The organism is Pseudomonas sp. MS19, from assembly GCF_013277615.1.
Taxonomy (GTDB): domain Bacteria; phylum Pseudomonadota; class Gammaproteobacteria; order Pseudomonadales; family Pseudomonadaceae; genus Aquipseudomonas; species Aquipseudomonas marincola.
Map to the genome: position 1 here is coordinate 1 of NZ_VBTO01000004.1, position 24,495 is coordinate 24,495.

Below are 24,495 nucleotides of genomic sequence, written 5' to 3' on the forward strand. Positions count from 1 at the left end.
TTATTTCGTAGCCTGAAAACTGAATGGATACCGACCGTTGGCTACATGAGCGCTTCGCTGGCACAGCAAGATATAGGACGCTTTTTGATGCAGCGCTATAACTGGCAAAGGCCGCATCAATTCAACAGCGGGCTGGCGCCCGCTGTTGCTGAAGAAAAACTTAAAACCGTGTCCGGGATTAGTTGACCACTACACTGGAATTCAACACGCAGGCAAAGAAAGAGTGGAGCAAACTAGGTAAAACAATCCAACTACAGTTTGCTAAAAAGCTAAAAGAGCGTCTTCAAAACCCCCGTGTCGAGGCTGACAAGCTTCGGGATATGCCCAATTGCTACAAGATCAAGTTGCGTTCAATCGGTTACCGATTGGTATATGAGGTGATAGATAGTCGTCTGATTGTTAGCGTGATCGCCGTAGGTAAGCGGGAGCGAAGTAAAGTGTATGGGAGTGCCTCGGATCGGCGTAGCTAAGTCATAGAACTAGATTGTTTAGTAAACTTTATAAATCTGAAGGTTTGGTGATTGAGGCTCTTTCAGATATTGAGGGGCTAGTTGTTCGCTGTCACTCCTATCAGTCTAAGGCGGCGACCAGGGCGTTCGTTTCAAGGGGGGCACTGCTTTCGTTCAGGTGGTGAATCTGATTACGTGCTTGAGCTTTGCCTACGACTGGTCTCTAGGCAAAAACACGGCTTATGAAGATTTCGTCGAGAGCAAAACCAAGTGGTTCTTATACAACTTCGAAATGTTCGAGAAGACGCAGTGCCAGATAGAGGAGGGGCAGAAGGTTGCATCCCTTGGCGGTGGGCAGGTTCTTGTCGGAAGCAAGGAAGGGGATGAAATATCTTTTGTAGTACAGCGATGCTCACCGTTGGTAGGCGCGCTGTAGTCACTGGATTAATTATCGAGCGCACACAAAAAAGGGCTTACCTTTCGGTAAACCCTTGTTTTGTTTGGTGGCTACGCAGGGACTTGAACCCCGGACCCCAGCATTATGAATGCTATGCTCTAACCAGCTGAGCTACGTAGCCGAGTGGCGCGCATTATTCTAGTCTCGGGCTTCTGTGTCAAGCATGTTTTTATAAAATTATTGCGCATGATCAAGTGCTTACGCGCAAGGCGTGGTGCGACGGCGGGTTGGTGCGGGTTTCTTTGCCTTAGGCAAGGGGGCTTTGGGGGTGTACCTGATTGAATGATCAGGTTTTTTGCGCTGGCATGGCACAATGACCGGCGGGATGCTTATTCCTTATGACTTTCTCTATCCGGTTCTGGCCATGGGCGATGTGTTTGTTCGTCCGCAGTTTGGCTGGGTGTGTATCTATGGGGGTTCTAATGCTTGATTGGCGATCATTGAGTGCACTTAGGCAAGTGTGTGTTGCTTGCTTGGGCAGTTGTGGGTGCATGACTGCTGCGCGCATAAGGGGCGTTGGTCATGCATAAGGTTGAGCGCGTTGGCGTTGTGGGTTGGCTGTTGCTGGTTGCGCTGGGCCTTAACCTGCGGCCGATTCTGACTTCGATCAGTCCATTGCTTGACTTCATTCGCGTGGACACGGCCATGAGCTTTCAGGTTGCTGCGCTGCTGACCACCTTGCCGGTGATTTGCATCGGGCTGGTGGCTTTGTGTGGCGCGTGGGTGGAGGCGCGGTTGGGTGAGGGCAGAGGCATTGCGCTTGGCTTGCTGTGTATTCTGTTTGCCTGCCTGTCGCGAGGGCTGATCGCGGATGGCAACTTGTTGCTGATGTCGGCGCTGCTGGGTGGGTTGGGCATCGCGCTGATTCAGGTTTTGGTGCCCGGGATGATCAAGCGCCAGTTTGTGGGTGGCGTTGCGTTGGCGATGGGCGTGTACTCGGCTTCGTTGATGGGTGGCGGAGGCCTTGCTGCGTTGATCAGCCCGCGTCTGGCGCATTCTTTTGGCCATTGGCAGGTCGGGCTGTGGGTTTGGCTGATTCCGGCGCTGCTGGCGTTTGTGCTGTGGCTCAAGATGCCTTGGCATACACCGCATTCGTTGGCGCAAAAGCTCTCGTGGAAAACCTTTATCGGAAATCGTCGGGCATGGGCGCTGGCGGTTTATTTTGGTTTTTGCAATTGGGGCTTCATGACGGTCGTGGCGTGGCTGCCAGCTTATTATCAACAGCTTGGTTGGACGCAGCAGGCAAGCGGGGCGTTGTTGGCCTGGATGACTATTTTTCAGGTGACGGCAGCGCTGTCGATGCCGGTGTTGGCGCATCGCATACAAGATCGCCGGCCGCTGTTGGGCGTAAGTCTGCTTGCGCAGCTGATGGGTTTCTCGGGGTTGCTGTTTGTGCCGCTGCTGGCGCCTGCGGTGTGGGTCGGTTTGATCGGCTTTGGGTTGGGCGCCTGTTTTGTGCTGTGCCTGCTGCTGAGCATGGATCACTTGCATGAACCGCGATTGGCTGGGCAGTTGGCGGCCTTCGTGCAGGGCTTTGGTTTTCTGATCAATGCGCTGGCGCCATCGCTTGGCGGCTTGTTGCGTGAGGTCACGGGCAGCTTTCAAAGTACCTGGCAATTTACCGTGTTGAGTTTGCTGGCGATGCTGCTGATGACTCTGCGTTTCAGCCCGGCAAGTTATGCGCGTATCGGCTCGTTCACTGCGCTTTCGACCGCGCTCGGCGGCCAGCGCTGAGCTTTGTTTTCGGGCAATAAAAAGCCCCGCATCAGTGGCTGAGTGCGGGGCTTTTGGTCAGGCAGTGATGCTTACACATTAAAGCGGAAGTGCATGACGTCGCCGTCTTTAACGATGTATTCCTTGCCTTCAAGGCGCCACTTGCCGGCTTCTTTAGCGCCAGCTTCACCCTTGTATTGGATGAAGTCGTCATAGGCGATAACTTCGGCGCGGATGAAGCCTTTTTCGAAGTCGGTATGGATGGCGGCAGCCGACTGCGGTGCAGTTGCGCCGACCCGCACGGTCCATGCGCGCACTTCTTTAACGCCGGCTGTGAAGTAGGTCTGCAAGTTCAGCAGCTGGTAGCCTGCGCGAATTACGCGGTTCAGGCCCGGCTCTTCAAGGCCCAGTGCTTCGAGGAACATGTCCTTTTCTTCGCCGTCTTCCAGTTCGGCGATTTCAGCTTCGATCTTGTTGCAAACCGGCACAACGATCGCGCCTTCGGCATCAGCAATGCCTTGCACGATGTCGAGCAGCGGGTTGTTCTCGAAGCCGTCTTCAGAGACGTTGGCGATGTACATGACCGGCTTGCTGGTCAGCAGGTGGAAGCCGCGAATCAGCTGCTTCTCGTCGTCGCCAAGGTCTTTCATCAGCGTGCGGGCTGGTTTGCCTTCGGTGAAGTGCGGGATCAGTTTTTCCAGCAGGGCTTTCTGCGCGACCGCGTCTTTGTCACCGCCTTTGGCGTTACGCGAGGTCTTTTGCAGTTGCTTCTCGCAGCTGTCGAGGTCGGCGAAGATCAACTCAAGGTCGATAATCTCGATGTCGCGCTTGGGGTCGACGCTGTTCGATACGTGGATGACGTTATCATCTTCAAAGCAGCGCACAACGTGAGCAATCGCGTGGGTTTCGCGGATGTTGGCGAGGAACTTGTTGCCCAGACCTTCACCTTTCGAGGCGCCGGCCACCAGGCCTGCGATGTCGACGAATTCCATGGTGGTGGGAATCACGCGCTCGGGCTTGACGATTTCGGCCAAGGCTTCAAGGCGTGGATCGGGCATCGGCACGATACCGGTGTTCGGCTCGATTGTGCAGAAAGGGAAGTTCTCCGCAGCGATACCCGATTTGGTCAGGGCGTTGAACAAGGTGGACTTGCCGACGTTTGGCAGGCCGACGATGCCGCAGTTAAATCCCATGGTGTGTCCCTCGCGGAGATGAATCAGAAATTAAGTGGGGAGTTGAGCTTTTTTGCTGTGCAGCGCGTGCATGGCTTTCGACCAGTTACCGGCGAGCATGTCGGGAAGCGATTCGAGCGCATAATCGATGCTGCTATCGAGTAACTCCTGTTCGCTGCGCGGTGCGCGGCCCAGTACAAAATTGGAAACCATGCTGCTGTGTCCCGGATGGCCGATACCCAGGCGCAAGCGGTAAAACTCATTGTTATTGCCAAGCTGGGCGATGATGTCGCGCAGCCCATTATGCCCGCCGTGCCCGCCACCCTTTTTGAGTTTGGCGACGCCTGGCGGCATATCGAGTTCGTCGTGGGCCACGAGTATGGCTTCTGGCGGAATTCGGAAAAAATTCGCCAGCGCGGCGACGGACTGGCCGCTGCGGTTCATAAACGTGGTGGGTATTAGCAGGCGAACATCGCGGCCTTGATGGTTGAATTTGCCCACCAAGCCAAAATACTTGCGATCAGCACTCAGGCTGACGCGCTGGCTGTCTGCCAGTCTTTCAACGAAAAGAGCCCCTGCATTATGCCGGGTCTGGTCGTATTCAGGGCCGGGATTACCCAGGCCAACGATCAGTTGTACGGCGGTCATATCAGGGGCCCTCTAAAACTACAGTGCTGGATATTGCTTGGTTAAAAAGCGTCTCAAGGTGCGGCTTACTCATGTAAACGGCGCTTTCATCGCTTTTTGTCTTGCACGCCCAGCGCTTGCTACGTTTTAAAAGCCTCTTTATCGGAGGCCCTTTCGTAGAAACAGCCCAGACGCGAATGCGGCTAGGCTGTTATCAAGCGAGTCGAGTAATTACTCGGCAGCAGGAGCTTCGCTCTCGCCTTCGCTGGTGTCTTCTTTAGCAACGCGCGAAGCGTGGATGTTAGCCACAGCCAGGTCGTTACCGTGAGACAGTGCAACCAGTTCAATGCCTTTTGGCAGAGTCAGGTCGGACAGGTGCAGGGTAGTACCCAGTTCAACTTTAGCCATGTCGACTTCGATGAACTCAGGCAGGTCTTTCGGCAAGCAGCTAACTTCTACTTCAACCAGGGTGTGCGAAACTTCGCCACCTTGCTGCTTAACGCCAACCGAAGTTTCCTGGTTAACGAAGTGCAGCGGTACGTGTGCAACCAGCTTCTGGCCAGCAACAACGCGGATGAAGTCTGCGTGCAGAACGAAACCCTTGGCTGGGTGGCGCTGCAGAGCCTTGATCAGTACAGATTCTTTCTTGCCGGCAACGTCGAGCGTCAGCACGTGGCTGAAAGCAGCTTCGTTGTTCAGCAGCTTAGCCAGTTCGTTGGCCAGCAGGCTGATCGATTGCGGGGCAGCTTCGCCACCGTAAATTACAGCTGGAACCAGGTTGGCGTTACGACGCAGGCGGCGGCTCGCACCTTTCCCCAGGTCAGAACGCACTTCAGCATTCAGGGCAAATTCAGTCATTTCATTTCTCCAAGATAGCCATGCCGTGATCAACGCTTGCGACCAGCGATCCTACGGTTAGGCAAAAAAGCCCCGCAGCACAGAAAGCATGAAACCCGAGTGGCCGAAGCTACCGGGTTTCATCACGCCTGTTTGGCGGGGCGTATTTCGTCAGGCAGTGTTCCGAATTAACGGAACATCGCGCTGATCGATTCTTCATTGCTGATGCGGCGAACCGCTTCAGCGACAATCGGGCCAATATCCAGCTGGCGAATACGCGGGCAGGATTGGGCGCTGGCAGAAAGCGGGATGGTGTTAGTCACCACCAGCTCATCCAGTACCGAGTTTTCGATGTTCTCGATTGCTCGGCCCGACAGAACAGCGTGAGTCGCGTAGGCGTAAACCTTGGCGGCACCGTGTTCTTTCAAAGCTTTGGCGCCGTGGCAGAGTGTGCCAGCGGTATCGACCATATCGTCAACCAGGATGCACGTGCGACCTTCCACATCACCGATGATATGCATCACCTCTGAGTGGTTGGCTTTTTCGCGACGCTTATCAATGATTGCCAGATCAACCCCGAGGGATTTGGCGACAGCACGCGCACGCACTACACCACCGATATCCGGGGAGACAATCATCAGGTTTTCGAAGCGCTGATCTTCAATGTCATCCACCAAAACTGGGGAGCCGTAGATGTTATCTACCGGAATATCGAAGAAGCCCTGGATCTGATCCGCGTGCAGATCAACCGTGAGAACACGGTCAATGCCGACGACAGTTAGCATGTCAGCCACGACCTTGGCGCTGATTGCAACGCGAGCGGAACGCGGACGGCGATCCTGGCGTGCATAGCCAAAGTAGGGGATAACAGCTGTGATTCGGGTTGCTGACGAACGACGGAAGGCATCTGCCATCACGACCAGTTCCATCAGATTATCGTTTGTTGGCGCGCACGTCGGTTGGATCAGGAATACGTCTTTACCACGAACGTTTTCATTGATCTCGATGCTAATTTCGCCGTCGGAAAATTTTCCGACTGAAGCATCGCCGAGGGGGATGTGCAGCTGACGTACAATACGTCGCGCCAGGTCGGGGTTTGCATTCCCCGTAAAGACCATCATCTTGGACACGCGCAGTACCTGCCGGCTGAGGGTATACCTGGATGAGTATAGAAAATGGCAGGGGCGGCTGGATTCGAACCAACGCATGGCAGGATCAAAACCTGCTGCCTTACCGCTTGGCGACGCCCCTGTATCGTGTTTTGTACTGAATGCTTCGGTTTGTAATACACCTACCTATAGGTGTAATGGCAGGGGCGGCTGGATTCGAACCAACGCATGGCAGGATCAAAACCTGCTGCCTTACCGCTTGGCGACGCCCCTAAATATTACAAACTAGTGTTACGCATTCACTTCCCGGCCAATGTTTCCAGCTTTCGGTGCAACATCGAGATGTTACGACCTTGAGCCACAAAGCTTGGCAAAGTGACTGGAAGTTGGCGGGCGACTTTATCAGCATCTGCCCGATTTGGGAAGCTCCCAAATACACAAGCTCCAGTGCCAGTTAGTTTTGCTTGAACAAATTTGTTCAGCAAGATCAAAGCGTTATGTACTTCTGGATAACGTTTTTGAACCACTGGCTGGCAGTCATTACGACCACCCCCCTCAAGAAGGCTGCGAACTTTAATGGGCGGAGAATCGCGTGTCAACTCAGGGTCAGAGAAAATTTCTGCAGTTGACACAAGTACTTGCGGAATTACGACGAGAAACCAGGGTTCCTCAAGCTCAATTGGGGTGAGTTTTTCACCCACACCTTCTGCAAAAGCAGCATGGCCGCGCACGAATACCGGCACGTCTGCGCCGAGCTTCAGGCCCAGTTCGGCGAGCTGATCTGCGCTCAAGCCCAGTTGCCACAAGTGATTGAGGCCAAGCAGGGTGGTAGCCGCATCGGAGCTGCCGCCGCCAATACCGCCGCCCATCGGTAATTTTTTATCGATCCAGAGATCGGCACCCAGTGTGCAGCCGGTTAATTGCTGCAACTGTTTGGCAGCGCGCACGATCAGGTTGCTATCGTGGGGCACACCAGCAATTTCTGTGTGCAAACGAATTTCGCCATCTTCACGCAGGGCAAAACCCAGCTCGTCGGCATAATCGAGAAATTGAAAAAGCGTCTGCAGTTCGTGATACCCGTCGGGGCGACGATTAAGGATGTGCAGCATCAGGTTGAGTTTGGCCGGCGCCGGCAGGGTTAATGTAGCGCCGTTCATTGCTGGCCAAGCTGGCGCGGTTGCCAGTCCTTGATCACCACTGTGACCTGGAGATCGTAACCGGTGATTTTCAGGCGCTCGGGCAGGGTGAAGCCGGCCTGATCAACGTAGCGCAAGTAGTCGACCTGCCAGCCATCCTGCTCCAGTTGGGCAAGGTAGCTGTCGGTATCGAGTTTGATCCGGCTTTTGCTGTCTGGCGCTGGCAGGCCGCGAATCCACCACAGCAGGTGCGAAACCGGAAGGTTGAGGTGTAGTTGGTCCTGCAACAGTTCTTCTGCCGAGCTGGCGGTATAGGTGCCACGGCTGGCGGCTTCGAGTTTAACTTCACCCGGTCGCCCGGTCAGGCGGGCGGCGCCGCGGCCCAGTGGGCCCGACAGGCGAATGTCGAAATAATCCTGACGTTGCAGCCAGTACAGCGTGGCGCTGCCTGAGTCTTTAGGCGCGCGAATGCCGACTTTGCCGTTGATTTCCCAGCCATCAAGCTCGGTGAGCTGTTGCTTGTGAGCTTTCCAGAGGGCGGGGTCGCCGCCGCCCTCGATCGATTCGCGTGAGGTCAGCCCGGCACAACCTGCAAGCAGGGTGATCAGGCTGATGACAACTAGGTTTCGCCACAGCATTACAGGTTCTCGGCTCCGGTCAGGCGCAATATCGTGCTGCGCAGGGGTTCGCTATCAGGATGGTTTTCCAGCGCCTCTGCCCACACTTTGCGGGCGTCGCGCTGCTTGCCTTGTGCCCACAATACTTCGCCAAGGTGAGCGGCGACTTCGTGGTCAGGAAAGTTCTGCAAGGCTTTGCGCAGGTACTTCTCGGCTTCATCGAGACGGTTCTGGCGATAGTTGATCCAGCCCATGCTGTCGAGAATCGCCGGGTCTTCGGGGTTGAGCCGGTAGGCCTGCTCGATCAGTTTGCGCGCCTCGCTGTAGCGCGTGGTGCGATCGGCCAATGTGTAGCCCAGGGCATTCAGCGCCATCGAATTTTCAGGATCGCGCTCAAGGATCTGGCGTAAATCGCTTTCGAGCTGGCCCAGGTCATCGCGTGACTCGGCCATCATGGCGCGGGCGTAGAGCAGGTTAAGGTCGTCGGGATTATCCTTGACCGCCTGCTGAATAACTTGCCAGGCGCGTTCAGGCTGCTGGTTGCTGCTCAGCGCTTCGGACTCGATCAGATAGAGCTGGGTCGCGTAATCCGGCTGTTCGTCGCGGGCCTTGGCCAGTAACTGGGTTGCTTCGGTGCCGCGCTTCTCGGCGAACAACAGTTCGGTTTGCGCTGCCTGTGCCGGCAGGTATTCATTGCCGGGGCCGACTTGCGCGTACTCGGTCAGTGCGCTTTCCGGCTCGTCGAGGTGCTCATAGGCACGCGCCAGATTGTAGTGCGCTGCGTCGACATGGCTGCCGCGCTCGACCAGCTCTTCAAGGTAGACGATGGCCTCTTTCCAGGCCTCGCCTTCCAGATACACCAGTGCCAGCGAGAAACGCAGGTCGTCGTCTTCCGGATATTGTTGGACCAGCGCCGAGAACTCGCTCTGCGCATCTTCGATTCTGCCTTGCTCAACCAGCATCCGCGCATAGGTTAGGCGTAGACGCTTGTCTTCCGGGTACAGCTTGATGCCCTGTTTGAGCAGGGGCATGGCTTCATCGCCGCGCTTGAGGCTTTGCAGCAGGCGCACGTGCAACAGCAGTGGAATGACTTCGCTGTCGATATTGGGAGAATCTTCGAGCAGCTGCAGGGCTTCTTCCGACTGGCCGTCTTCCTGTAACAGCAGGGCTTTACCGAAGGCCAGCTGAGTGTTGTCGGGGTACTTTGCCAGCAGGCGGTCAAAACTTTGCAGCAGCCCGGCGCGGGTTTGCTCGTCAGTTTCGGCGGCTGACAGCGCGAGGAAGTCGAAGTGGGTGTTGCCGTGCCCCTGCAGGACTTTCTCCATGTACGTCATGGCTTCGTCATGGCGACCGGCGCGGGCCAGCTGGATGGCTGCAGAGCGCTGCGCGTCGAGGTCATCCGGGGCGTTTTTGGCCCAGATCAGTGCGGTGTCGAGCGCCGCCTGATCAGCGCCCAGGTATTCGGCAATGCGAAAGCCGCGCTCGGCGACGCCAGCGTCCTGGGTCGCATTGGCTTGCTGCACGTAATTGCCCAGCGCGATGTCGAAGCGGTCGCGTTGCCCGGCCAGTTCAGCCGTAAGCAGGGCCAGCAGGGTTTCCCGGCTGAACGATGCATATTGCTCAGGCTCAGTCTTTTTCGCGATGACAGAGACATCCTCGACTGGCGGCGTGCCGTCAGTCGACGTGCTGGAGAGTGCTTGGCAGCCACTCAGAAATGCCACGGCTGCCAATGCGATATAAGTTCTATTCATAGGGGAAAAGACGACTAACCTGCGGTCTGATCATCATGACACAAGCCGCAGAGCAAGCCCATGGGGCTTGGCTTAATCGCAGGCGTGTGGCGTGGGAGATTAAAATGGGCTGATGCCTCGCAGCATAATGGATTCAATTGTGCGACAAAATGTCTTAGCCCGTCACGCGAGCCATACTGGGTTAGTCAGGGCCGCTTCTGCAAGGTTCCATCGGCAGCTTTGAGCAAGGTTGGCGCTGGTTTCGGTGCCGATTCTGACCGGTCAGTTGTCGACAATATAAAGGGGAGGTTGTTCTCAGTCGGTTGAAGTAGGACAATTGCCGGCTCCTTTTCTTGTCAGCGACGTTGCATGGCCTTTATTGCCCTCGGTATCAACCATAAAACTGCTTCGGTGGATGTACGCGAGCGCGTGGCGTTTACTCCTGAGCGTTTGGTTGAGGCGCTGCAATTGCTCTGCCAGACCACGGTGAGCCGTGAGGCGGCGATTCTTTCGACCTGCAATCGCAGCGAACTGTATCTCGAACAGGACGCCTTGAGTGTCGATGAAGTGCTCGCCTGGCTTGCCGGTTATCACCAGCTGAATATCGAAGACCTGCGGGCTTGCGCTTACGTTTATCAGGAAGCCGATGCGGTGCGCCACATGATGCGAGTCGCCTGCGGGCTCGACTCGATGGTGTTGGGCGAGCCGCAAATTCTCGGCCAGATGAAGTCGGCGTTTGCCGTGGCGCGTGAAGCCGGCACGATGGGGCCATTGCTCGGCCGCCTGTTCCAGGCCACCTTCAATACCGCCAAACAGGTGCGCACGGATACCGCGATTGGCGAGAACCCGGTGTCGGTCGCCTTTGCCGCCGTCAGCCTGGCGAAACAAATTTTCAGTGACTTGCACCGCAGTCAGGCGTTGTTGATCGGCGCCGGTGAGACCATCGGTCTGGTTGCGCGTCATCTTCACGATCAGGGCATTAAGCGCATTGTGGTCGCCAACCGTACACTGGAGCGGGCGAGCACGCTGGCCGAACAGTTTGGCGCGCATGCGGTGCTGCTGTCGGATATTCCGGCGGAGTTGGCCAAGAGCGACATCGTGATCAGTTCGACTGCCAGCCAGTTGCCGATTCTGGGCAAGGGTGCGGTCGAAAGCGCTCTCAAGCAGCGCAAGCACAAACCGATTTTCATGGTCGATATCGCCGTTCCGCGTGATATTGAGCCCGAGGTCGGCGAACTCGACGACGTTTACCTGTACACCGTCGATGATTTGCATGAAGTCATCGCCGAGAATCTCAAGAGCCGCCAAGGCGCTGCGCAGGCCGCCGAAGACTTGGTGTCGAATGGCGCCGATGACTTTATGGCGCGGCTGCGTGAGCTGGCCGCGGTGGATGTGCTCAAGGCTTATCGTCAACAGGCTGAACGGCTGCGTGACGAGGAGCTTGGCAAGGCATTGCGCGCACTTAACAATGGCGTTGCCGCTGAAGACGTTATGGCGCAACTGGCGCGCGGCCTGACCAACAAATTGCTGCATGCACCCAGTGTGCAAATGAAAAAACTATCCGCGGACGGGCGCATCGATGCGCTGACAGTTGCTCAGGAACTCTTTGCCCTCAATGAGGGTGCGTCGTCCAACAAAGGCCTGTAATGAAAGCTTCGCTTACGAAAAAACTTGAGTTGCTACAGGATCGCTTTGAAGAGCTGACTGCCATGCTGGGTGATGCTGAGGTGATCAGCGATCAGACCCAGTTCCGCGCTCTTTCAAAGGAATATGCCGAAATAGAGCCGGTGTATCAGGCCTTTACCGAACTGCAAAAAGTGCAGGGCGACCTCGAAGGCGCTCAGGCGTTGCTTAAAGACAGCGACCCCGAGATGCGTGAGATGGCTGAAGAGGAAGTCGACGAGGCGAAAACTCGCCTGATCGAACTCGAAGACAATCTGCAGCGCATGCTCCTGCCAAAAGACCCGAACGACGGTCGCAGCGTGTTTCTGGAAGTGCGTGCTGGCACCGGCGGTGACGAGGCGGCCATTTTCTCCGGTGATCTGTTCCGTATGTATTCGCGCTACGCCGAGCGTCGTGGCTGGCGGGTCGAAGTATTGTCGGCCAACGAAGGCGAGCATGGTGGCTTCAAGGAAGTCATCGCACGCATCGAAGGCGATAACGTATTCGGCAAGCTCAAGTTCGAGTCCGGCGCGCACCGCGTTCAGCGCGTGCCAGAGACCGAGTCGCAAGGCCGCATTCACACCTCGGCCTGCACGGTTGCAGTGTTGCCGGAGCCTGACGAGCAAGCGGCTATCGAGATCAATCCTGCTGATCTGCGGGTTGATACCTATCGCTCATCCGGCGCGGGTGGTCAGCACGTAAACACCACCGATTCCGCCATCCGCATTACCCACATCCCGACGGGCACTGTGGTTGAGTGTCAGGAAGAGCGTTCGCAGCACAAGAACCGCGCCAAGGCGATGGCCTGGCTCGGCGCCAAACTGAAAGACCAACAGGAAGCCGCGGCGCACAAGGAAATCTCCGATACCCGCCGCTTGCTGGTAGGCTCTGGCGATCGCTCCGAGCGCATCCGCACCTACAACTTCCCGCAAGGCCGGGTCACCGATCACCGTATCAACCTGACCCTGTATTCACTTAACGAGGTGATGGCAGGCGGTGTTGAGGCGGTTATCGAGCCATTGTTGGCCGAGTATCAAGCTGACCAGTTGGCATCGCTGGGCGACTGATACGCAGCGTGGCTAGCTGCGGGCGACAGTTGCTGATGTGATGTGGATTGATGCTGAGGAACCTCTGAATAGGTAGTGTGCCCCAATGGCAACCATCGAATCGCTGCTCAATGGCGCTGTTCTGGCCGACTCGCCCAGCCCGCAACTCGACGCCGAACTGCTCCTTGCGGCGGTGCTTGGCAAGTCGCGCAGTTATCTGCGGACCTGGCCCGAGCGAGAAGTCGAGGCGCCGATGGCCGAGCGCTTTCTCGCTAATCTGGCGCGGCGTCAGCAGGGCGAGCCGGTTGCCTACATTCTGGGGCATCAGGGCTTCTGGAGCCTCGACCTCGAAGTGGCGCCGCACACCCTGATTCCCCGGCCAGACACCGAATTGCTGGTCGAAACCGCGCTGACGACAATCCCTGCAACCTCTGCTGCTGTGCTTGATCTTGGTACGGGCACCGGTGCGATTGCGTTGGCGTTGGCCTCAGAGCGTCCCGCCTGGCAGGTTGTTGGCGTTGACCGGGTTGATGAGGCTGTGGCGCTGGCTACGCGTAATCAGCAGCGCCTGAAACTTGCCAATGTGCGTTTTCATGCAAGCCACTGGTTCAGCCAGTTGGCCGGGCAGCGCTTTCAGCTGATTGTCAGTAACCCGCCGTATATCGCCAGCGATGACCGCCATCTGGGCGAGGGCGATGTACGTTTCGAACCCAGCAGTGCGCTGGTCGCGGGTGCCGACGGGCTGGATGATATCCGTCTGATCATCGCCAATGCCGGGGACTATTTGCAGGCGGGCGGCTGGTTATTGCTTGAGCACGGCTATGATCAGGCGCACGCCGTGCGTGATCTCTTGACGGCAAACGGGTTTAGCGCAGTAGAAAGTCGCCGTGACCTTGGCGGTCATGAGCGCATCAGTTTTGGACAATGCACGCATGAGTGACGCAAACATGCTCAGTGATGAAGAGCTGCTGCGCTATAGCCGGCAGATCCTGTTGCAACAAATTGATGTCGACGGCCAGCTCCGGCTCAAGCAGCGCAGCGCGCTGATAATCGGGCTCGGCGGCTTGGGCTCGCCGGTGGCGCTGTATCTGGCTGCAGCCGGAGTCGGCACTCTGCATCTGGCCGATTTTGATACGGTCGATCTGACCAACTTGCAACGCCAGATTGCCCACGACACCACCAGCATCGGCGTGGCCAAGGTCGATTCGGCGGCGGCCCGGCTCAAGGCGATCAATCCGCATTTGAACATCCGCACTTATCCGCAAGGGCTGGATGCTGACTCGTTGGCCGCTGCGGTGGCAGCGGTTGATGTGGTGCTGGATTGCTCAGACAACTTCTCGACCCGTGAGTCGGTTAACGCTGCCTGCGTCGCAGCAGTAAAACCGTTGGTGAGTGGCGCGGCAATTCGCCTGGAAGGCCAGCTCTCAGTGTTCGATCCGCGCATGCCAAGCAGCCCTTGCTACCACTGCCTTTACGGGCACGGCAGTGAAGCTGAACTGACCTGCAGTGAGGCCGGTGTCGTCGGGCCGTTAGTCGGTATGGTCGGCAGCATGCAAGCACTCGAGGCGCTTAAACTGCTGGCCGAGTTCGGTGAGCCGCTGGTAGGCCGGTTGCTGTTGATCGACGCGTTAAGCAGCAAGTTTCGCGAGCTGCGAGTAAAGCGCGATCCGGCGTGCAGTGTGTGCGGAACCGCACATGACTAACAGCCAGGCCATCGGTGTATTCGACTCCGGTGTGGGCGGCGTCTCGGTATTGCGCGAGATTCGCACGCTGTTGCCGCAAGAGTCTCTGCTGTACATAGCCGACAGCGCCCATGTGCCGTATGGCGAGAAATCTCCCGAATACATTCGCGAGCGCTGCCGGCTGATTGCCGCGTTTTTGCTGGAGCAGGGCGCCAAGGCGCTGGTGCTGGCCTGCAATACCGCAACCGTGGCGGCGGTTGCCGAACTGCGCGAGTTGTACCCGCAATTGCCGATTGTGGGCATGGAGCCTGCGGTAAAGCCTGCGGTTGCCGCAACGCGCAGTGGTGTGGTCGGTGTGCTGGCGACTACCGGCACCCTGAAAAGTGCCAAGTTCGCCGCCCTGCTGGATCGTGTCGCCAGCGACGTAAAAGTAATTACCCAGCCGTGTCCCGGTTTGGTCGAGCAGATCGAAGCCGGTGAATTGCAGTCGTCACGCACCCGCGAATTGCTCGACGGTTTCGTGCAGCCATTGCTGGCGCAGGGTTGCGATACGCTGATTCTGGGCTGCACCCATTACCCGTTCATTAAGCCGTTATTGAACGACTTGGTCCCGGCCAATGTCAGTTTAATCGACACCGGCGCTGCAGTTGCCAGACAACTGCAGCGCTTGCTGCGTGAGCGCGATCTGTTGGCGTCTGGGCCTGCGCGAGCTGCGCAGTTCTGGAGCAGCGGCGAGGCGCAGAAATTGCTGGCGGTATTGCCAACCTTATGGGGTGAAAGCCAGGAAGTCTTGCAGTTCTGACAAGGCGGATGATTGGCCCCCTGCTTTGGTTGGATGGCGTTTTGCCGCTAGAAAATATAATCAAGCCTCAGGTGCATTTGTGGGAATGCACGGCTGTATATTAAAAATAAGGAAGTGGTATGCACAAGTTGGTTGCGGCAGTTTTGAGTGTGGCTGCACTGGGGGCAGCGAGCACGACTCAGGCCGCGAATATAAGCCTTTCGGTCGGACAGACCGGAGATTCCGCGCAGACCTACCGACTAGGTATGCAATTCGATTTCAACAAACGCTGGCTGGAAAGTGAGGTGGGCCATCTCGGCGGATACTGGGATGCGGCTTACACCTATTGGGACGCGGATGACACCAGTGGCAATAACAGCATCTCGCTGGCGCCTGTGCTGGTCTATGAGTTCAATGGCGACACGATCCGCCCTTACGCTGAAGCCGGTATCGGCGGGGCGTTCTTCTCGCAGACTGAAATTGACGACAGTGCAATGTCGACCTCTTTTCAGTTCGAGAGCCACATCGGCGCCGGCATTCGTTTCAGCGGGCAGGAGATTGGCGTGCGGGCGTACCACTATTCCAACGCCAGCATCAAACAGCCAAACGATGGCGTTGAGAACTACGCGCTGCATTATCGCTTGAGCTTCTGATGGTTCTGGCGCTGCTATAGCGCTTGCGGCTTTCTCGGTCGCGGTCACTCGCACGCTTGTCGCTTGCTGCGCTTACAGCAGGGCAAGCCGGGAGCGGGTGAGGCCAGAGCCGCGGCTTCTCTTATTTAACGCGCATAAAAAAACCGGCGTCTGTGCAAACAGCGCCGGTTTTGCGTTTCTGGGGCTGGCCGTTCAGGCCGCTTCTGCGTAGAGCTCAGGCAGGCTGAAGCCCGTGGTCGAGTCGATGTCCGGGAGGTCGTAATGCTCGTGGCCGCCCATCGTGCAATAGATCAGCCAGTGATAGTCCTGAACGTTGAAGGAGAGCTCGTCAATCACAGCGTCCACTTCGTCCAGCGAGTCGATTTGATAATCGTGATCTGCAGCTTGTGGGTTCAGCATGATGGTGTCCTCTACGTATGGAATAGAGCACTCCCGGCGACAATTGCCGGGTGCCTGATAAGAGAGGTATCAAACATTAGGCCAACAATATGACGATCTTAAGAAGTTTTTTTGATCAAATCGTCGCTCGTCGGATTGGAAACGCATATGGCTTTTCTCGCAGTAAAATAACCGCTCTATTCAGCGCGTTTTGGTCTCACCGCCTCTTTTGGGGCGCTGGCGAATCGGCTTTTTTCTCTGCTTGTCCCCGCAAAACTTGGCTTTTCTACCCCGCTCAGGCGGTATTTTTCGATCCTTTTCCGCGCTGGCAATGCACGGTTTTTTCCCTTTCATGGTGCACGGCGTCCGCACATGCACCAACTTGTAGTGGAGGTTGCGGATGAGTCTGCAAGCGTTTTGGTCCCTCGTATACAGCGATCCCGCGCAGTCTTTGAACGGGCTGGCGTTGTTTTTTGCCGCCGCAGGAGGCTGGTTGTTGGTTGCCACGCGCTATCGTCAGCAACGTGCGCTGGCGCGCTTGCTGGTGCAGTCAGAGTGCGTTGAGGGCAAGGTGACTGCTGGATTTGCAGAGACACCTACACAGCGGATCAATCGCTTCTTCTATTGCTTTGGCTTCGCCAGTCTGGCACTGGCGTTGGCCGTCTCCTGGGCCAGCACTCAGTTCTGAGCGTGCAGCCGAAGCAGGGCGGCTACACAGCTCATCTGATTAATCGCGGATTCATCTCATGCGTGCGCCGCTGCAAAGACATGGCCGCCCGCTTGGGCAGCCAATTGCTGGCGGATGTAGGCCGGATTAAAGCGGCAGGCCCGCTTTGACCCGGTACTGGTTACGTACCGGATTGGCGTACTGCACGATCAGGTAAGGACGTTGCTCTTGCGGGCATAACTCGAGCCGACGCTGCCATTCGACTTTGGCCACGGCCAACTCTGCGCCGGTGAACAGCAAATCAGCCTCTGGCACATTCAGTTCCGGTTCGCGCTCGTTCCACATGGCGTAAGCCAGATAGTGCACGGGGAACAGGCGGTAGCCCGTGAGGATGTGCTTGTCGACCTCGGTCGCCAGTTGCTTGCTGTCGTCCAGATTCTCAGTGATCGGCGTGCCGAAGTGCACATGCACGCGACCTTTGTATCCGGTAATGCCCAGGCCAATGCTCTGGTCATCTTCACCTTTGGCTTTCTCGTATGTGCCGGTGGTGGCGCGGATATAAAGCTCGCGTGCCTTGGCCTGATCGCAGGGATCGTATTCATAGCTGATCGAGACCGGCGTCAGATTGAGCGAGCTGATCACGTCCGCAAACGGCTCATCCTTGCGGCTCATATGAAACATTTTCAGGATCGCTGAGTCAGTACGATCATCACCGTCTTTTGCCCGGCCTTCGGCCTGAGCGATCCAGATGGACTGGCAATCGTTGCGGATCGAGTGATTGATGTACGCCGAAAGCAGCTGATAAGCCGCCAGGCGTTCACGGCGGCCGGTAAGCGAGCGGTGCACGATGAAGCTTTTGTTCAGGCGCATCAGATCGCTGACAAAAGGTTTCTGCAGCAGGTTGTCGCCAATGGCAATGCGCGGTGTGGGCAGGCCCGCGTGGTAAACCGCGTAATTGACGAATGCCGGGTCCATCACGATGTCGCGGTGGTTGGCCAGCAACAAATAGGCGCTGCCGTTCTTCAGATGCTCGACACCGGTGTAGGTAACACCGTCGGTAGCCTGCTCAATGCTATGGTCAACATAAAGCTCGACTTTGTCTTGCAGGGTCGAGACGCAAGTGACGTCTTTGAACTCTTTACGCAGCCGATGGGCTATAAGTGGTTTAAGCAACCAGCCAAATGCTTTGGCCAATTTCGGGAAGCGAAACTGGGTAAGTACGTCGAGAAACATATCGTCAGCCAGCAGGCGTGACAGCACGGCTGGCACTTCGGCGTCGGAATAGGGTCGGATGGCATCAAATTCGCCCATCATGATCTCTTGGTCTTGGCCGGCAAGGAGCTAACCGGCTGGGTAAAAAGTTTTAGCCCCGATAGAGGCTAGCAATAGACCGGCGATTATACGCGTAAGTCACACGGAGTCTTAAATGCTCGAAAACCAGATGATTCATTGCCCCTATTGTGGTGAACCGATTGAGGTTCTGGTTGATCTCTCTGCGGGCGATCAACAATACATCGAAGACTGCCAGGTTTGCTGCCGGCCGATTGTCTTCGATCTGGCTACAAACGGTGAAGAGTGGACGCTTGACGTGCGAGCGGAGGATGAATGATGCAAAGGATCTACGAGCCGCGAGACTTGATGGAAGCCGAATTGCTCTTGAGTATGCTCAATAGTGAAGGCATCGAAGCGCACCTGACCGGGCAACATTTGGCCGGTGCCGTCGGAGAATTGCCGACCAGCGGTCTGCTTGGACTGATGGTAAATAATCAACAGGCGGCGCGGGCACACCAATTGATCGGCGAGTACAATGCCGCCCAACCCCTGCCGGGCGATGAGCCTGAGAGTTATCAAGGCGAGTTGCTCTGCTAGCGCCGTATTGAATATGCCGCGCTGAAAAAGCACTGCTTTGCCGCGTGCAGGCAGACGGCGGATTGCGCCGTTTAAGCCGTGCGGTGAATCGCGCTGCCACGTATTGGTAGCCAATTTATCTGTTTATCGAGTTACCCATGTGTGGACGTTTTGCCTTTTTCCGCTGGAATGCAGCATTCGCAGGCTTGCCGGGTTTCCCGGATGACCAGCAGCCGCATTGGAGTATTTCGCCGCATGCGCAAGTGTTACTGCTGCGCGAGATAGAAGGTCAGCGCCAACTCAGCCGAGTGCGTTGGGGGCTCACTCCGCCGTGGCTCAAGGACTTATCGAAAACCCCCGCACAAGCGCGCGCGGAAACGCTGGCCGATCAGCCAATGTTTCGCGATGCGTTTCGCCTGCGTCGCGGTCTGCTCCCGGCCAATGGCTTTTACGAGTGGCGAGGCTCGGCGCGCAAGCGCCCCTACTGGCTGACTGCAGATGCATCGCCGCTGTATTTTGCCGCGATCTGGGAAGCGTATCCGGTTGAAGGGCATGTTTACCTGAGCGCTGCCGTGGTGACCCAGGCTGCCAGCAACCAACGCCGGCCGTTGATTCTTGATGAGCAAGGCCAGGCACTTTGGCTGGACCCGCAAACCCCTGTCGAACAATTGCGCGAGTTGCTGATTGCGCCGCAGCCGCAACTGCGCGAGCGAGTGCTGGCCAATCTGGTCAACGATCCCAAACTGGACGCCCCCGAGTGCCTGACGCCAGCGTAAGTCGCATGCAAATTAGCCGCGCTCAATGTGACTTCGTCGGCTGATTGATACGCAATCAAGTTGCTCAACTTGCAGTGTCGGCCTAGCATAGCCAGCCTAACGATATGGAGTTTGAACATGAGTAAGTTGTTGTCTTTGTCTGCGTTGGCTGCAGCGTTGGTTCTGGCGGGATGTCAGGCTGTCAACACCACCAGCGGCGGTGCCGTCGGCATTGATCGCAAGCAATACATGTTCAGCATGCTGTCGACCGATCAGGTCAATCAGTCCTATGCGCAGTCTTATCAGGAGACCGTCTCGGCGGCCTCGAGCAAAGGCAAGCTGGAAAAAAGCACTCCACAAGCCAAACGCCTGCAAGCCGTTGCCGATCGTCTGATCAAGCAGGCGCCGGTATTCCGTCCAGACTCCGCACAATGGGCGTGGGAAGTTAACCTTATCGACAGCCCCGAGCTGAACGCCAACTGCGGCCCCGGCGGCAAGATCATTTTCTATACCGGCCTGATCGACGAACTGAAACTGACCGACGATGAAATTGCCGCGGTCATGGGGCACGAAATCGCGCATGCCCTGCGCGAACACGGCCGTGAAGCCATGTCCAAAGCCTATGGGATCGAATTGGCCAAGCAAGGCGCGGGCGCGCTGCTTGGCGTCGGCCAGGACACCATGGCGTTGGCCGACTATGCAGTTCAGTACGGTATGACTCTGCCTAATAGTCGCAGCAACGAAAACGAGGCCGATCTGATTGGTCTGGAGTTGTCGGCCCGTGCGGGTTTCGACCCCAATGCTGCGATCAGCCTGTGGACCAAAATGGCCAAGGCCAGTGAAGGCGCACCGCCTGAGTTCATGAGCACTCACCCGGCCTCAAGCAGCCGGATTGCCTCTCTGCAGGCTGCTATTCCAAAAGTCATGCCGCTCTACGAGCAAGCCAAAGCTTCGCGATGATGTCGCCCCAGCGTGCGGTTGCTCATGCTGAGTAACTGCACGTTGCCCTGTTGTTTTGTCAGCAAGGAGACGCTGTGAAAATTGCTGTTTTTGGCGCCACTGGTTTGCTTGGCCATCACACGGCCCGGGCCATCAAGGCGGCGGGTCATGAGCTGATTCTTATTCATCGCCCTTCATCGCGGATTCAACGGCTGGCCTATCTGGGCGCCGAAACCCGTGCCGCCGAGATACTCGACGTCAGCCAGATGACCAAGGCCATGCGCGATGTCGATGGCGTGGTGTTCTGTGCGGGTTATTACCCAAGCAAACCGCGGCGTTGGCAGGATGACGTTTCCAACGCCCTCAATCAGACCAATCACTTCTACGCAGCGTGCGTTGCGGCCAAGGTCGCGCGCATTGTTTATGTCGGGGCGGCTATCGCGCTGCCCAAGCATCCAGAAGGCAAGCTGGGCCACGAAGGGTTGTTCTACGAAGGGATGCCGAACTGGCGTAATCCGTATCTGTTGTGCAAATGGGCGCTGGATGAACAGGCGCGCGAACAGGCGCGCAACGGTTTGCCGGTGATGATTGGTATTCCCGGGATGTCGATCGGCGAGCTTGATGTCGGCCCAAGCACCGGACGGATAATTACCGCGATCGCTTCCGGGCAGATGAGCCGCTATGTGCCTGGCGCCCGTAACGTAATCGACGCTGCCGAGGCTGGCCGTGGCTTGCTGCGGGTGCTGGAAAAGGGGCGTCAGGGCGAGCGTTATCTGCTGACTGGCGAGAATATTCAGCTGGCTGAATTGACGGCGCAAATCGCCAGTTTGCTGGGTAAACCGGCACCCACGCCGGTTTCGCTCAAGGTCGTGAAGGGGCTGGCCGTAATAGGGCGCATGCGTTATCGCCTGACCGGCCAACAACCATTACTGAATGACACCAGCATTGCGGTGATGAGTGGCGGTCAGTTTCTCGATGGCAGCAAAGCGCGCGAAGAGCTGGGTTTCGTCAGCGAACAGTCACTGGATGACACGTTGCGCCGCACCATCAGTTGGTTCCGCGACAACGGTTATATCCAGTAGCCGCGATAGACCGGCGCTCGGCTGAGCGCCGGTCTACTCTGACAAGCCCAATTGACTCAGCTGGTTGTGGCTTAAATGAAGCCGCTCAGTTGCAGTGCCTTGTAGGCGGCATAAATGCCCAACACGGCGAACGAAGCCGCGGCAATTCGGCGTATCAAGTCCAGCGGCAAGCGCTCGGCGGCAAAGTTGCCCGCCAATACCACCGGCACGTTGGCGATCAGCATGCCCAATGTGGTGCCAATCACCACCAGTGTCAGGCTCGGGTATTGCGCCGCCAGCATCACGGTGGCGACCTGTGTCTTGTCGCCCATCTCGGCCAGAAAGAAGGCGATGAGCGTGGTCAGAAACGGCCCGTAACGCTTGAGGCTTGAGGCTTCGTCGTCATCGAGTTTGTCGGGCACCAGTGTCCACAACGCCACGGCCATGAACGAGGCGGCCAGCACCCAGCTGAGCGTGGCAGGGGAGAAGAAACCGGCGACGTAGTTGCCCACCGCGCCAGCGGCAAAGTGGTTGGCCAGTGTGGCGACGATAATGCCTGCAATGATTGGCCAGGGTTTGCGAAAGCGAGCTGCGAGGAGCAAGGCCAGCAATTGGGTCTTGTCGCCAATTTCTGCAAGCGCAACGATCAGGGTCGGGACTGTCAGGGATTCAAGCATTGAGGTTCCTCGGGGCGGGTCGACATGGCTATGACACGAACAACCTTCCCGCCCCGGGTGAGGTGTACGTGCCATAGGTCTTGTCAAACCCTGCTGGCGGCTTGCGCTCAGCGAGCCCAATGGTTGGGCTTCGGGTCGCACGCGCCATGGTCTGTTGACCAAGTATGTTGACGCGTGCCGGGTGAATGCGGGCATTCACGGGAGACTACTCCCCTAGGACGCGCGCATTCTGCCGAATTTTTTCGAGTTCGGCAAATTTGCATCAACGTTTTTGGGTGTGGCTGGCGGACTCAGGCTTTGTCGGCGCGATAGATCCTGAATCCGTTGGCGTCTGCGAGTGTCTGGCAAGAGCCCAGATGCTGTTCGATCAGCGGCGGGTATTTCAGAAAGCTGTTGGCCACGAGGCGCAGTTGCCCACTGCATTGCAAATGCTGCGCGGCCTGGCGCAATAAATGCTCGGTGGCTTGATAATGCGTATGCACACCCTGATGGAACGGCGGGTTGCTGATAATCGCGGCGAGATTGTCGGGGGCTGCATCAATCCCGTCACCGATGATGACCTCAGCCTGCAGATTATTGGCTGCAAGCGTGAGCCGGCTGCTGGTGACTGCAAAGGCATCGACATCGAGCAGGGTCAGGCGGCTTTGCGGATAGCGGCGTTTGATGCTCGCACCGATGACGCCGGCACCGCAGCCAAAATCCAGAATATGGCCATTCGGCAGGTTGTCCAGGTGTTCAAGCAGCAAGGCGCTGCCAACATCCAGGCGACCATGGCTGAACACGCCGGGCAAGGTAACGACCTTGAGTGGTCCGTCTGCTAGTTCCAGCGAGTAATGCTGAGCCAGTTCTTCGAGTTGCGGTTGCGCCGGCGCCTGCTCGACGTGGATCTGCCAGAGCTGGCAATGCCGTGCACTGTCGATTTTGCGCGCCTTGCCGAACTCAGCCAGTTGCTTGGCTGCGCGCTCGACTCCGGCACGTTTTTCACCGACTAAGAACAGCTCGCCACCTTGCAGGCTGGCGGCGAGTGCGTGCAGCAGATACGCCGTCAGCTCGCGGGACTTAGGCAGAAACAGCACCGCAGACGAATAGTCGCCTGCGGCTGGGCTGACCCCTAAATAGGTGCGGTCTGGGAAGCGTTGCTCAAGCAGTTGCTGGTCGCCGGCATGCCAGCACCAGCCTTGTGCATCGGGCAGTTGCCCGAGCAAGTCGTCGGCGGGTAAGCCTGCGAGGAGCAATGGCCCTTTGAACAGCTCGGCTTGACGCAGGAGTACTTCGCTTCGCGGGTCCATCATCGCTCCTCAAAAAAGTCGCGCAGCTTAGCTGACTACGCGAATCGCTGCACCGTTGAAAAATCCCTGAGCATTCTCGGTCATCTGGCCGACAATGCGCTGGCGAGCTTCTTTACTGCCCCAGGCGCTGTGCGGCGTGATGATCAGACGTGGGATGTCTGCGCTGAGCAGCGGGTTGCCGTTCACCGGCGGTTCTTGCACCAGAACGTCGGTTGCAGCGCCGCCCAGATGGCCGCGACGTAAGGTGTCGGCCAGTGCCTGTTCGTTGATCAAGCCACCGCGCGCGGTGTTGATGATGTAAGCGCCGGGTTTCATCAGGTTGAGTTCGCGTTCGCCGAGCATGTTTTCAGTGTGCTCATTTAGCGGGCAATGCAGGGTCAGCGCGTCGACTTGCGGCAGTAACTCATCCAACGGCAGGCGGTCCGGGCGGGCAGGGCGGCCGGGGATTTGTCCCAGCAATACGCGCATGCCAAAGGCTTCGGCCAGTTTTGCAACAGCGCCGCCGAGTTCACCGTGTCCCAACATGCCCAGGGTTTTGCCTTCGAGTTCGACAATCGGGTAATCGAGCAGGCAGAACTGTTTGGCGGTTTGCCACTTCCCAGCAGCAACATCGCGATGATAGTCCGGTAAGCGTGTAGCCAGCGCGAGTAGCAACATCAGTGTGTGCTGCGCGACCGAAGGCGTGCCATAACCCTGACAGTTGCTGACGGTAACGCCATGCTCGCGAGCGGCCTTGAGGTCGATGTTGTTGGTGCCCGTGGCGGCTACCAGCACCAATTTCAAGTCCGGGCAGGCCGCCAGCGTGGCTGCGGTGATAGGTGTTTTGTTGGTGATGGCAACACGGGCGCCCTGCAGGCGCTCGGCAACTTGCTCCGGGGTGCTGGCCGGGTAGAGTTCGAGCTCGTCAAAAACCTGCTTCAGCGGCTGCATGTCGAGATCGCCGAGGTCGAGCGAGTTGTGATCGAGGAAAACCGCGCGATTACTGTTACTCATTATCTGTACCTTTAATCCACTGGGCAGTTGGCTTATTGTGGCGAGCGAAATTTGCGACTGGCAGCCTCTCATAAGCAGGCCTGTAAAAGAGCTGCGCTCTCAACCGGCTCATGCATTGAGCAAGATGAGAACAGCGACTCTCTTACAAACGGTGCTGATTGCGAGGGGCCACAGGCGCATTATTTCTGGGTGCTGCAACCACGGGGTTGGCAAAGCC

26 protein-coding genes, 3 tRNA genes, 1 pseudogene and 1 riboswitch are annotated in these 24,495 nt (G+C 57.3%); of the genes and pseudogenes, 15 read left to right on the forward strand and 15 right to left on the reverse strand.

Going from position 1 to position 24,495, the window contains the following annotated elements; genetic code table 11:
* Together FEZ62_RS01165 and FEZ62_RS01170 are read left to right on the forward strand one after the other, a co-directional pair.
* A pseudogene (locus tag FEZ62_RS01165) lies at positions 1 to 186 on the forward strand (IS3 family transposase); the annotation flags it as partial.
* Positions 183 to 470 carry a type II toxin-antitoxin system RelE/ParE family toxin gene (locus tag FEZ62_RS01170; protein ID WP_172926550.1) on the forward strand — a complete coding sequence of 96 codons (288 nt, stop codon included), beginning with the start codon at positions 183 to 185 and terminating at the stop codon, positions 468 to 470. The pseudogene FEZ62_RS01165 and the gene FEZ62_RS01170, both read left to right, overlap by 4 nt.
* A 480-nt stretch (positions 471 to 950) precedes the next feature.
* On the opposite strand, the gene FEZ62_RS01175 is transcribed toward FEZ62_RS01170, so the two are convergent.
* Positions 951 to 1,027, reverse strand: a tRNA-Met gene (locus FEZ62_RS01175).
* Positions 1,028 to 1,428: 401 nt separating this feature from the next.
* Here FEZ62_RS01175 and FEZ62_RS01180 point away from each other — a divergent pair.
* On the forward strand, positions 1,429 to 2,640 hold the full coding sequence (locus tag FEZ62_RS01180; protein ID WP_172926551.1) for a CynX/NimT family MFS transporter: 1,212 nt from the start codon (positions 1,429 to 1,431) through the stop codon (positions 2,638 to 2,640).
* Between the two features lie 71 nt (positions 2,641 to 2,711).
* Here the strand turns inward: FEZ62_RS01180 and ychF are convergent, their stop codons facing one another.
* The 9 genes from ychF to FEZ62_RS01225 all read right to left on the reverse strand — a co-directional run bounded on the left by ychF (position 2,712) and on the right by FEZ62_RS01225 (position 9,868).
* Complete coding sequence (ychF, locus tag FEZ62_RS01185) at positions 2,712 to 3,812, reverse strand: redox-regulated ATPase YchF (RefSeq protein WP_069902050.1); 1,101 nt, start codon at positions 3,810 to 3,812, stop codon at positions 2,712 to 2,714.
* A 30-nt stretch (positions 3,813 to 3,842) separates the two neighbouring features.
* Positions 3,843 to 4,439 (reverse strand): aminoacyl-tRNA hydrolase, encoded by a 597-nt coding sequence (pth, locus tag FEZ62_RS01190; RefSeq protein ID WP_172926552.1) that lies wholly within the window; start codon positions 4,437 to 4,439, stop codon positions 3,843 to 3,845.
* Between the two features lie 210 nt (positions 4,440 to 4,649).
* Positions 4,650 to 5,276 carry a 50S ribosomal protein L25/general stress protein Ctc gene (locus FEZ62_RS01195; protein WP_172926553.1) on the reverse strand — a complete coding sequence of 209 codons (627 nt, stop codon included), beginning with the start codon at positions 5,274 to 5,276 and terminating at the stop codon, positions 4,650 to 4,652.
* A gap of 167 nt (positions 5,277 to 5,443) precedes the next feature.
* A complete protein-coding gene (locus FEZ62_RS01200) occupies positions 5,444 to 6,385 on the reverse strand; it encodes a ribose-phosphate pyrophosphokinase (protein ID WP_069902053.1) in 942 nt (313 codons plus the stop codon).
* A gap of 46 nt (positions 6,386 to 6,431) precedes the next feature.
* A tRNA-Gln gene (locus tag FEZ62_RS01205) sits at positions 6,432 to 6,506 on the reverse strand.
* A 56-nt stretch (positions 6,507 to 6,562) separates the two neighbouring features.
* Positions 6,563 to 6,637, reverse strand: a tRNA-Gln gene (locus FEZ62_RS01210).
* 26 nt (positions 6,638 to 6,663) lie between these two features.
* Positions 6,664 to 7,521, reverse strand: a complete 858-nt coding sequence (gene ispE / locus FEZ62_RS01215; protein WP_150548367.1) for a 4-(cytidine 5'-diphospho)-2-C-methyl-D-erythritol kinase — start codon at positions 7,519 to 7,521, stop codon at positions 6,664 to 6,666.
* Entirely contained in the window at positions 7,518 to 8,138 is a 621-nt protein-coding gene (gene lolB, locus FEZ62_RS01220; RefSeq protein ID WP_172926554.1) for a lipoprotein insertase outer membrane protein LolB, read from the reverse strand. Before lolB ends, ispE begins: the two co-directional genes overlap by 4 nt.
* Complete coding sequence (locus tag FEZ62_RS01225) at positions 8,138 to 9,868, reverse strand: tetratricopeptide repeat protein (RefSeq protein WP_172926555.1); 1,731 nt, start codon at positions 9,866 to 9,868, stop codon at positions 8,138 to 8,140. The genes lolB and FEZ62_RS01225 overlap by 1 nt, the downstream gene beginning before the upstream one ends.
* 348 nt (positions 9,869 to 10,216) lie before the next feature.
* Here FEZ62_RS01225 and hemA point away from each other — a divergent pair, with 348 nt between their 5' ends.
* From hemA to FEZ62_RS01255, 6 genes are all read left to right on the forward strand, one after another.
* The gene (gene hemA, locus FEZ62_RS01230) at positions 10,217 to 11,494 is read left to right on the forward strand and encodes a glutamyl-tRNA reductase (RefSeq protein ID WP_069902057.1); all 1,278 of its coding nucleotides are present in this window, start codon (positions 10,217 to 10,219) and stop codon (positions 11,492 to 11,494) included.
* On the forward strand, positions 11,494 to 12,576 hold the full coding sequence (prfA, locus tag FEZ62_RS01235; RefSeq protein ID WP_069902058.1) for a peptide chain release factor 1: 1,083 nt from the start codon (positions 11,494 to 11,496) through the stop codon (positions 12,574 to 12,576). The genes hemA and prfA overlap by 1 nt, the downstream gene beginning before the upstream one ends.
* A gap of 85 nt (positions 12,577 to 12,661) precedes the next feature.
* On the forward strand, positions 12,662 to 13,495 hold the full coding sequence (prmC, locus tag FEZ62_RS01240; protein ID WP_172926556.1) for a peptide chain release factor N(5)-glutamine methyltransferase: 834 nt from the start codon (positions 12,662 to 12,664) through the stop codon (positions 13,493 to 13,495).
* Between the two features lie 7 nt (positions 13,496 to 13,502).
* Positions 13,503 to 14,258 (forward strand): molybdopterin-synthase adenylyltransferase MoeB, encoded by a 756-nt coding sequence (locus tag FEZ62_RS01245; protein ID WP_172926686.1) that lies wholly within the window; start codon positions 13,503 to 13,505, stop codon positions 14,256 to 14,258.
* Positions 14,251 to 15,039 carry a glutamate racemase gene (gene murI, locus FEZ62_RS01250; protein WP_172926557.1) on the forward strand — a complete coding sequence of 263 codons (789 nt, stop codon included), beginning with the start codon at positions 14,251 to 14,253 and terminating at the stop codon, positions 15,037 to 15,039. The genes FEZ62_RS01245 and murI overlap by 8 nt, the downstream gene beginning before the upstream one ends.
* Positions 15,040 to 15,158: 119 nt before the next feature.
* The gene (locus tag FEZ62_RS01255; RefSeq protein ID WP_172926558.1) at positions 15,159 to 15,671 is read left to right on the forward strand and encodes an acyloxyacyl hydrolase; all 513 of its coding nucleotides are present in this window, start codon (positions 15,159 to 15,161) and stop codon (positions 15,669 to 15,671) included.
* Between the two features lie 192 nt (positions 15,672 to 15,863).
* Here FEZ62_RS01255 and FEZ62_RS01260 read toward each other — a convergent pair whose 3' ends face one another.
* Complete coding sequence (locus FEZ62_RS01260) at positions 15,864 to 16,070, reverse strand: hypothetical protein (protein WP_069902062.1); 207 nt, start codon at positions 16,068 to 16,070, stop codon at positions 15,864 to 15,866.
* Positions 16,071 to 16,449: 379 nt separating this feature from the next.
* Here FEZ62_RS01260 and FEZ62_RS01265 point away from each other — a divergent pair, with 379 nt between their 5' ends.
* Positions 16,450 to 16,737: a hypothetical protein gene (locus tag FEZ62_RS01265; RefSeq protein ID WP_172926559.1), complete on the forward strand. Its 288-nt coding sequence runs from the start codon at positions 16,450 to 16,452 to the stop codon at positions 16,735 to 16,737.
* Between the two features lie 126 nt (positions 16,738 to 16,863).
* Here FEZ62_RS01265 and FEZ62_RS01270 read toward each other — a convergent pair whose 3' ends face one another.
* Positions 16,864 to 18,027, reverse strand: a complete 1,164-nt coding sequence (locus tag FEZ62_RS01270) for a 1-acyl-sn-glycerol-3-phosphate acyltransferase (protein ID WP_172926560.1) — start codon at positions 18,025 to 18,027, stop codon at positions 16,864 to 16,866.
* A gap of 115 nt (positions 18,028 to 18,142) precedes the next feature.
* Between FEZ62_RS01270 and FEZ62_RS01275 the strand changes: the two genes are divergently transcribed.
* The 5 genes from FEZ62_RS01275 (at position 18,143) to FEZ62_RS01295 (ending at position 21,340) form a co-directional block, all read left to right on the forward strand.
* Positions 18,143 to 18,325, forward strand: coding sequence for a CPXCG motif-containing cysteine-rich protein (locus tag FEZ62_RS01275; RefSeq protein ID WP_069902065.1), 183 nt, complete (start codon positions 18,143 to 18,145; stop codon positions 18,323 to 18,325).
* Positions 18,325 to 18,585 carry a DUF2007 domain-containing protein gene (locus FEZ62_RS01280; protein ID WP_069902154.1) on the forward strand — a complete coding sequence of 87 codons (261 nt, stop codon included), beginning with the start codon at positions 18,325 to 18,327 and terminating at the stop codon, positions 18,583 to 18,585. The genes FEZ62_RS01275 and FEZ62_RS01280 overlap by 1 nt, the downstream gene beginning before the upstream one ends.
* Before the next feature lie 137 nt (positions 18,586 to 18,722).
* Positions 18,723 to 19,340 (forward strand): SOS response-associated peptidase, encoded by a 618-nt coding sequence (locus FEZ62_RS01285; RefSeq protein WP_172926561.1) that lies wholly within the window; start codon positions 18,723 to 18,725, stop codon positions 19,338 to 19,340.
* Between the two features lie 117 nt (positions 19,341 to 19,457).
* Positions 19,458 to 20,279, forward strand: coding sequence for a M48 family metallopeptidase (locus tag FEZ62_RS01290; protein ID WP_069902067.1), 822 nt, complete (start codon positions 19,458 to 19,460; stop codon positions 20,277 to 20,279).
* A 74-nt stretch (positions 20,280 to 20,353) separates the two neighbouring features.
* Positions 20,354 to 21,340, forward strand: a complete 987-nt coding sequence (locus FEZ62_RS01295; RefSeq protein WP_069902068.1) for an NAD-dependent epimerase/dehydratase family protein — start codon at positions 20,354 to 20,356, stop codon at positions 21,338 to 21,340.
* Positions 21,341 to 21,411: 71 nt separating this feature from the next.
* Here FEZ62_RS01295 and FEZ62_RS01300 read toward each other — a convergent pair whose 3' ends face one another.
* From FEZ62_RS01300 to FEZ62_RS01310, 3 genes are all read right to left on the reverse strand, one after another.
* Positions 21,412 to 21,996: a TMEM165/GDT1 family protein gene (locus FEZ62_RS01300; protein WP_069902069.1), complete on the reverse strand. Its 585-nt coding sequence runs from the start codon at positions 21,994 to 21,996 to the stop codon at positions 21,412 to 21,414.
* Positions 21,997 to 22,109: 113 nt separating this feature from the next.
* A riboswitch (yybP-ykoY riboswitch) is annotated at positions 22,110 to 22,222 on the reverse strand.
* 64 nt (positions 22,223 to 22,286) lie between these two features.
* Positions 22,287 to 23,285 (reverse strand): class I SAM-dependent methyltransferase, encoded by a 999-nt coding sequence (locus FEZ62_RS01305; RefSeq protein WP_172926562.1) that lies wholly within the window; start codon positions 23,283 to 23,285, stop codon positions 22,287 to 22,289.
* A gap of 27 nt (positions 23,286 to 23,312) precedes the next feature.
* A complete protein-coding gene (locus FEZ62_RS01310) occupies positions 23,313 to 24,278 on the reverse strand; it encodes a 2-hydroxyacid dehydrogenase (RefSeq protein ID WP_172926563.1) in 966 nt (321 codons plus the stop codon).
* Positions 24,279 to 24,495 lie beyond the last annotated feature (217 nt).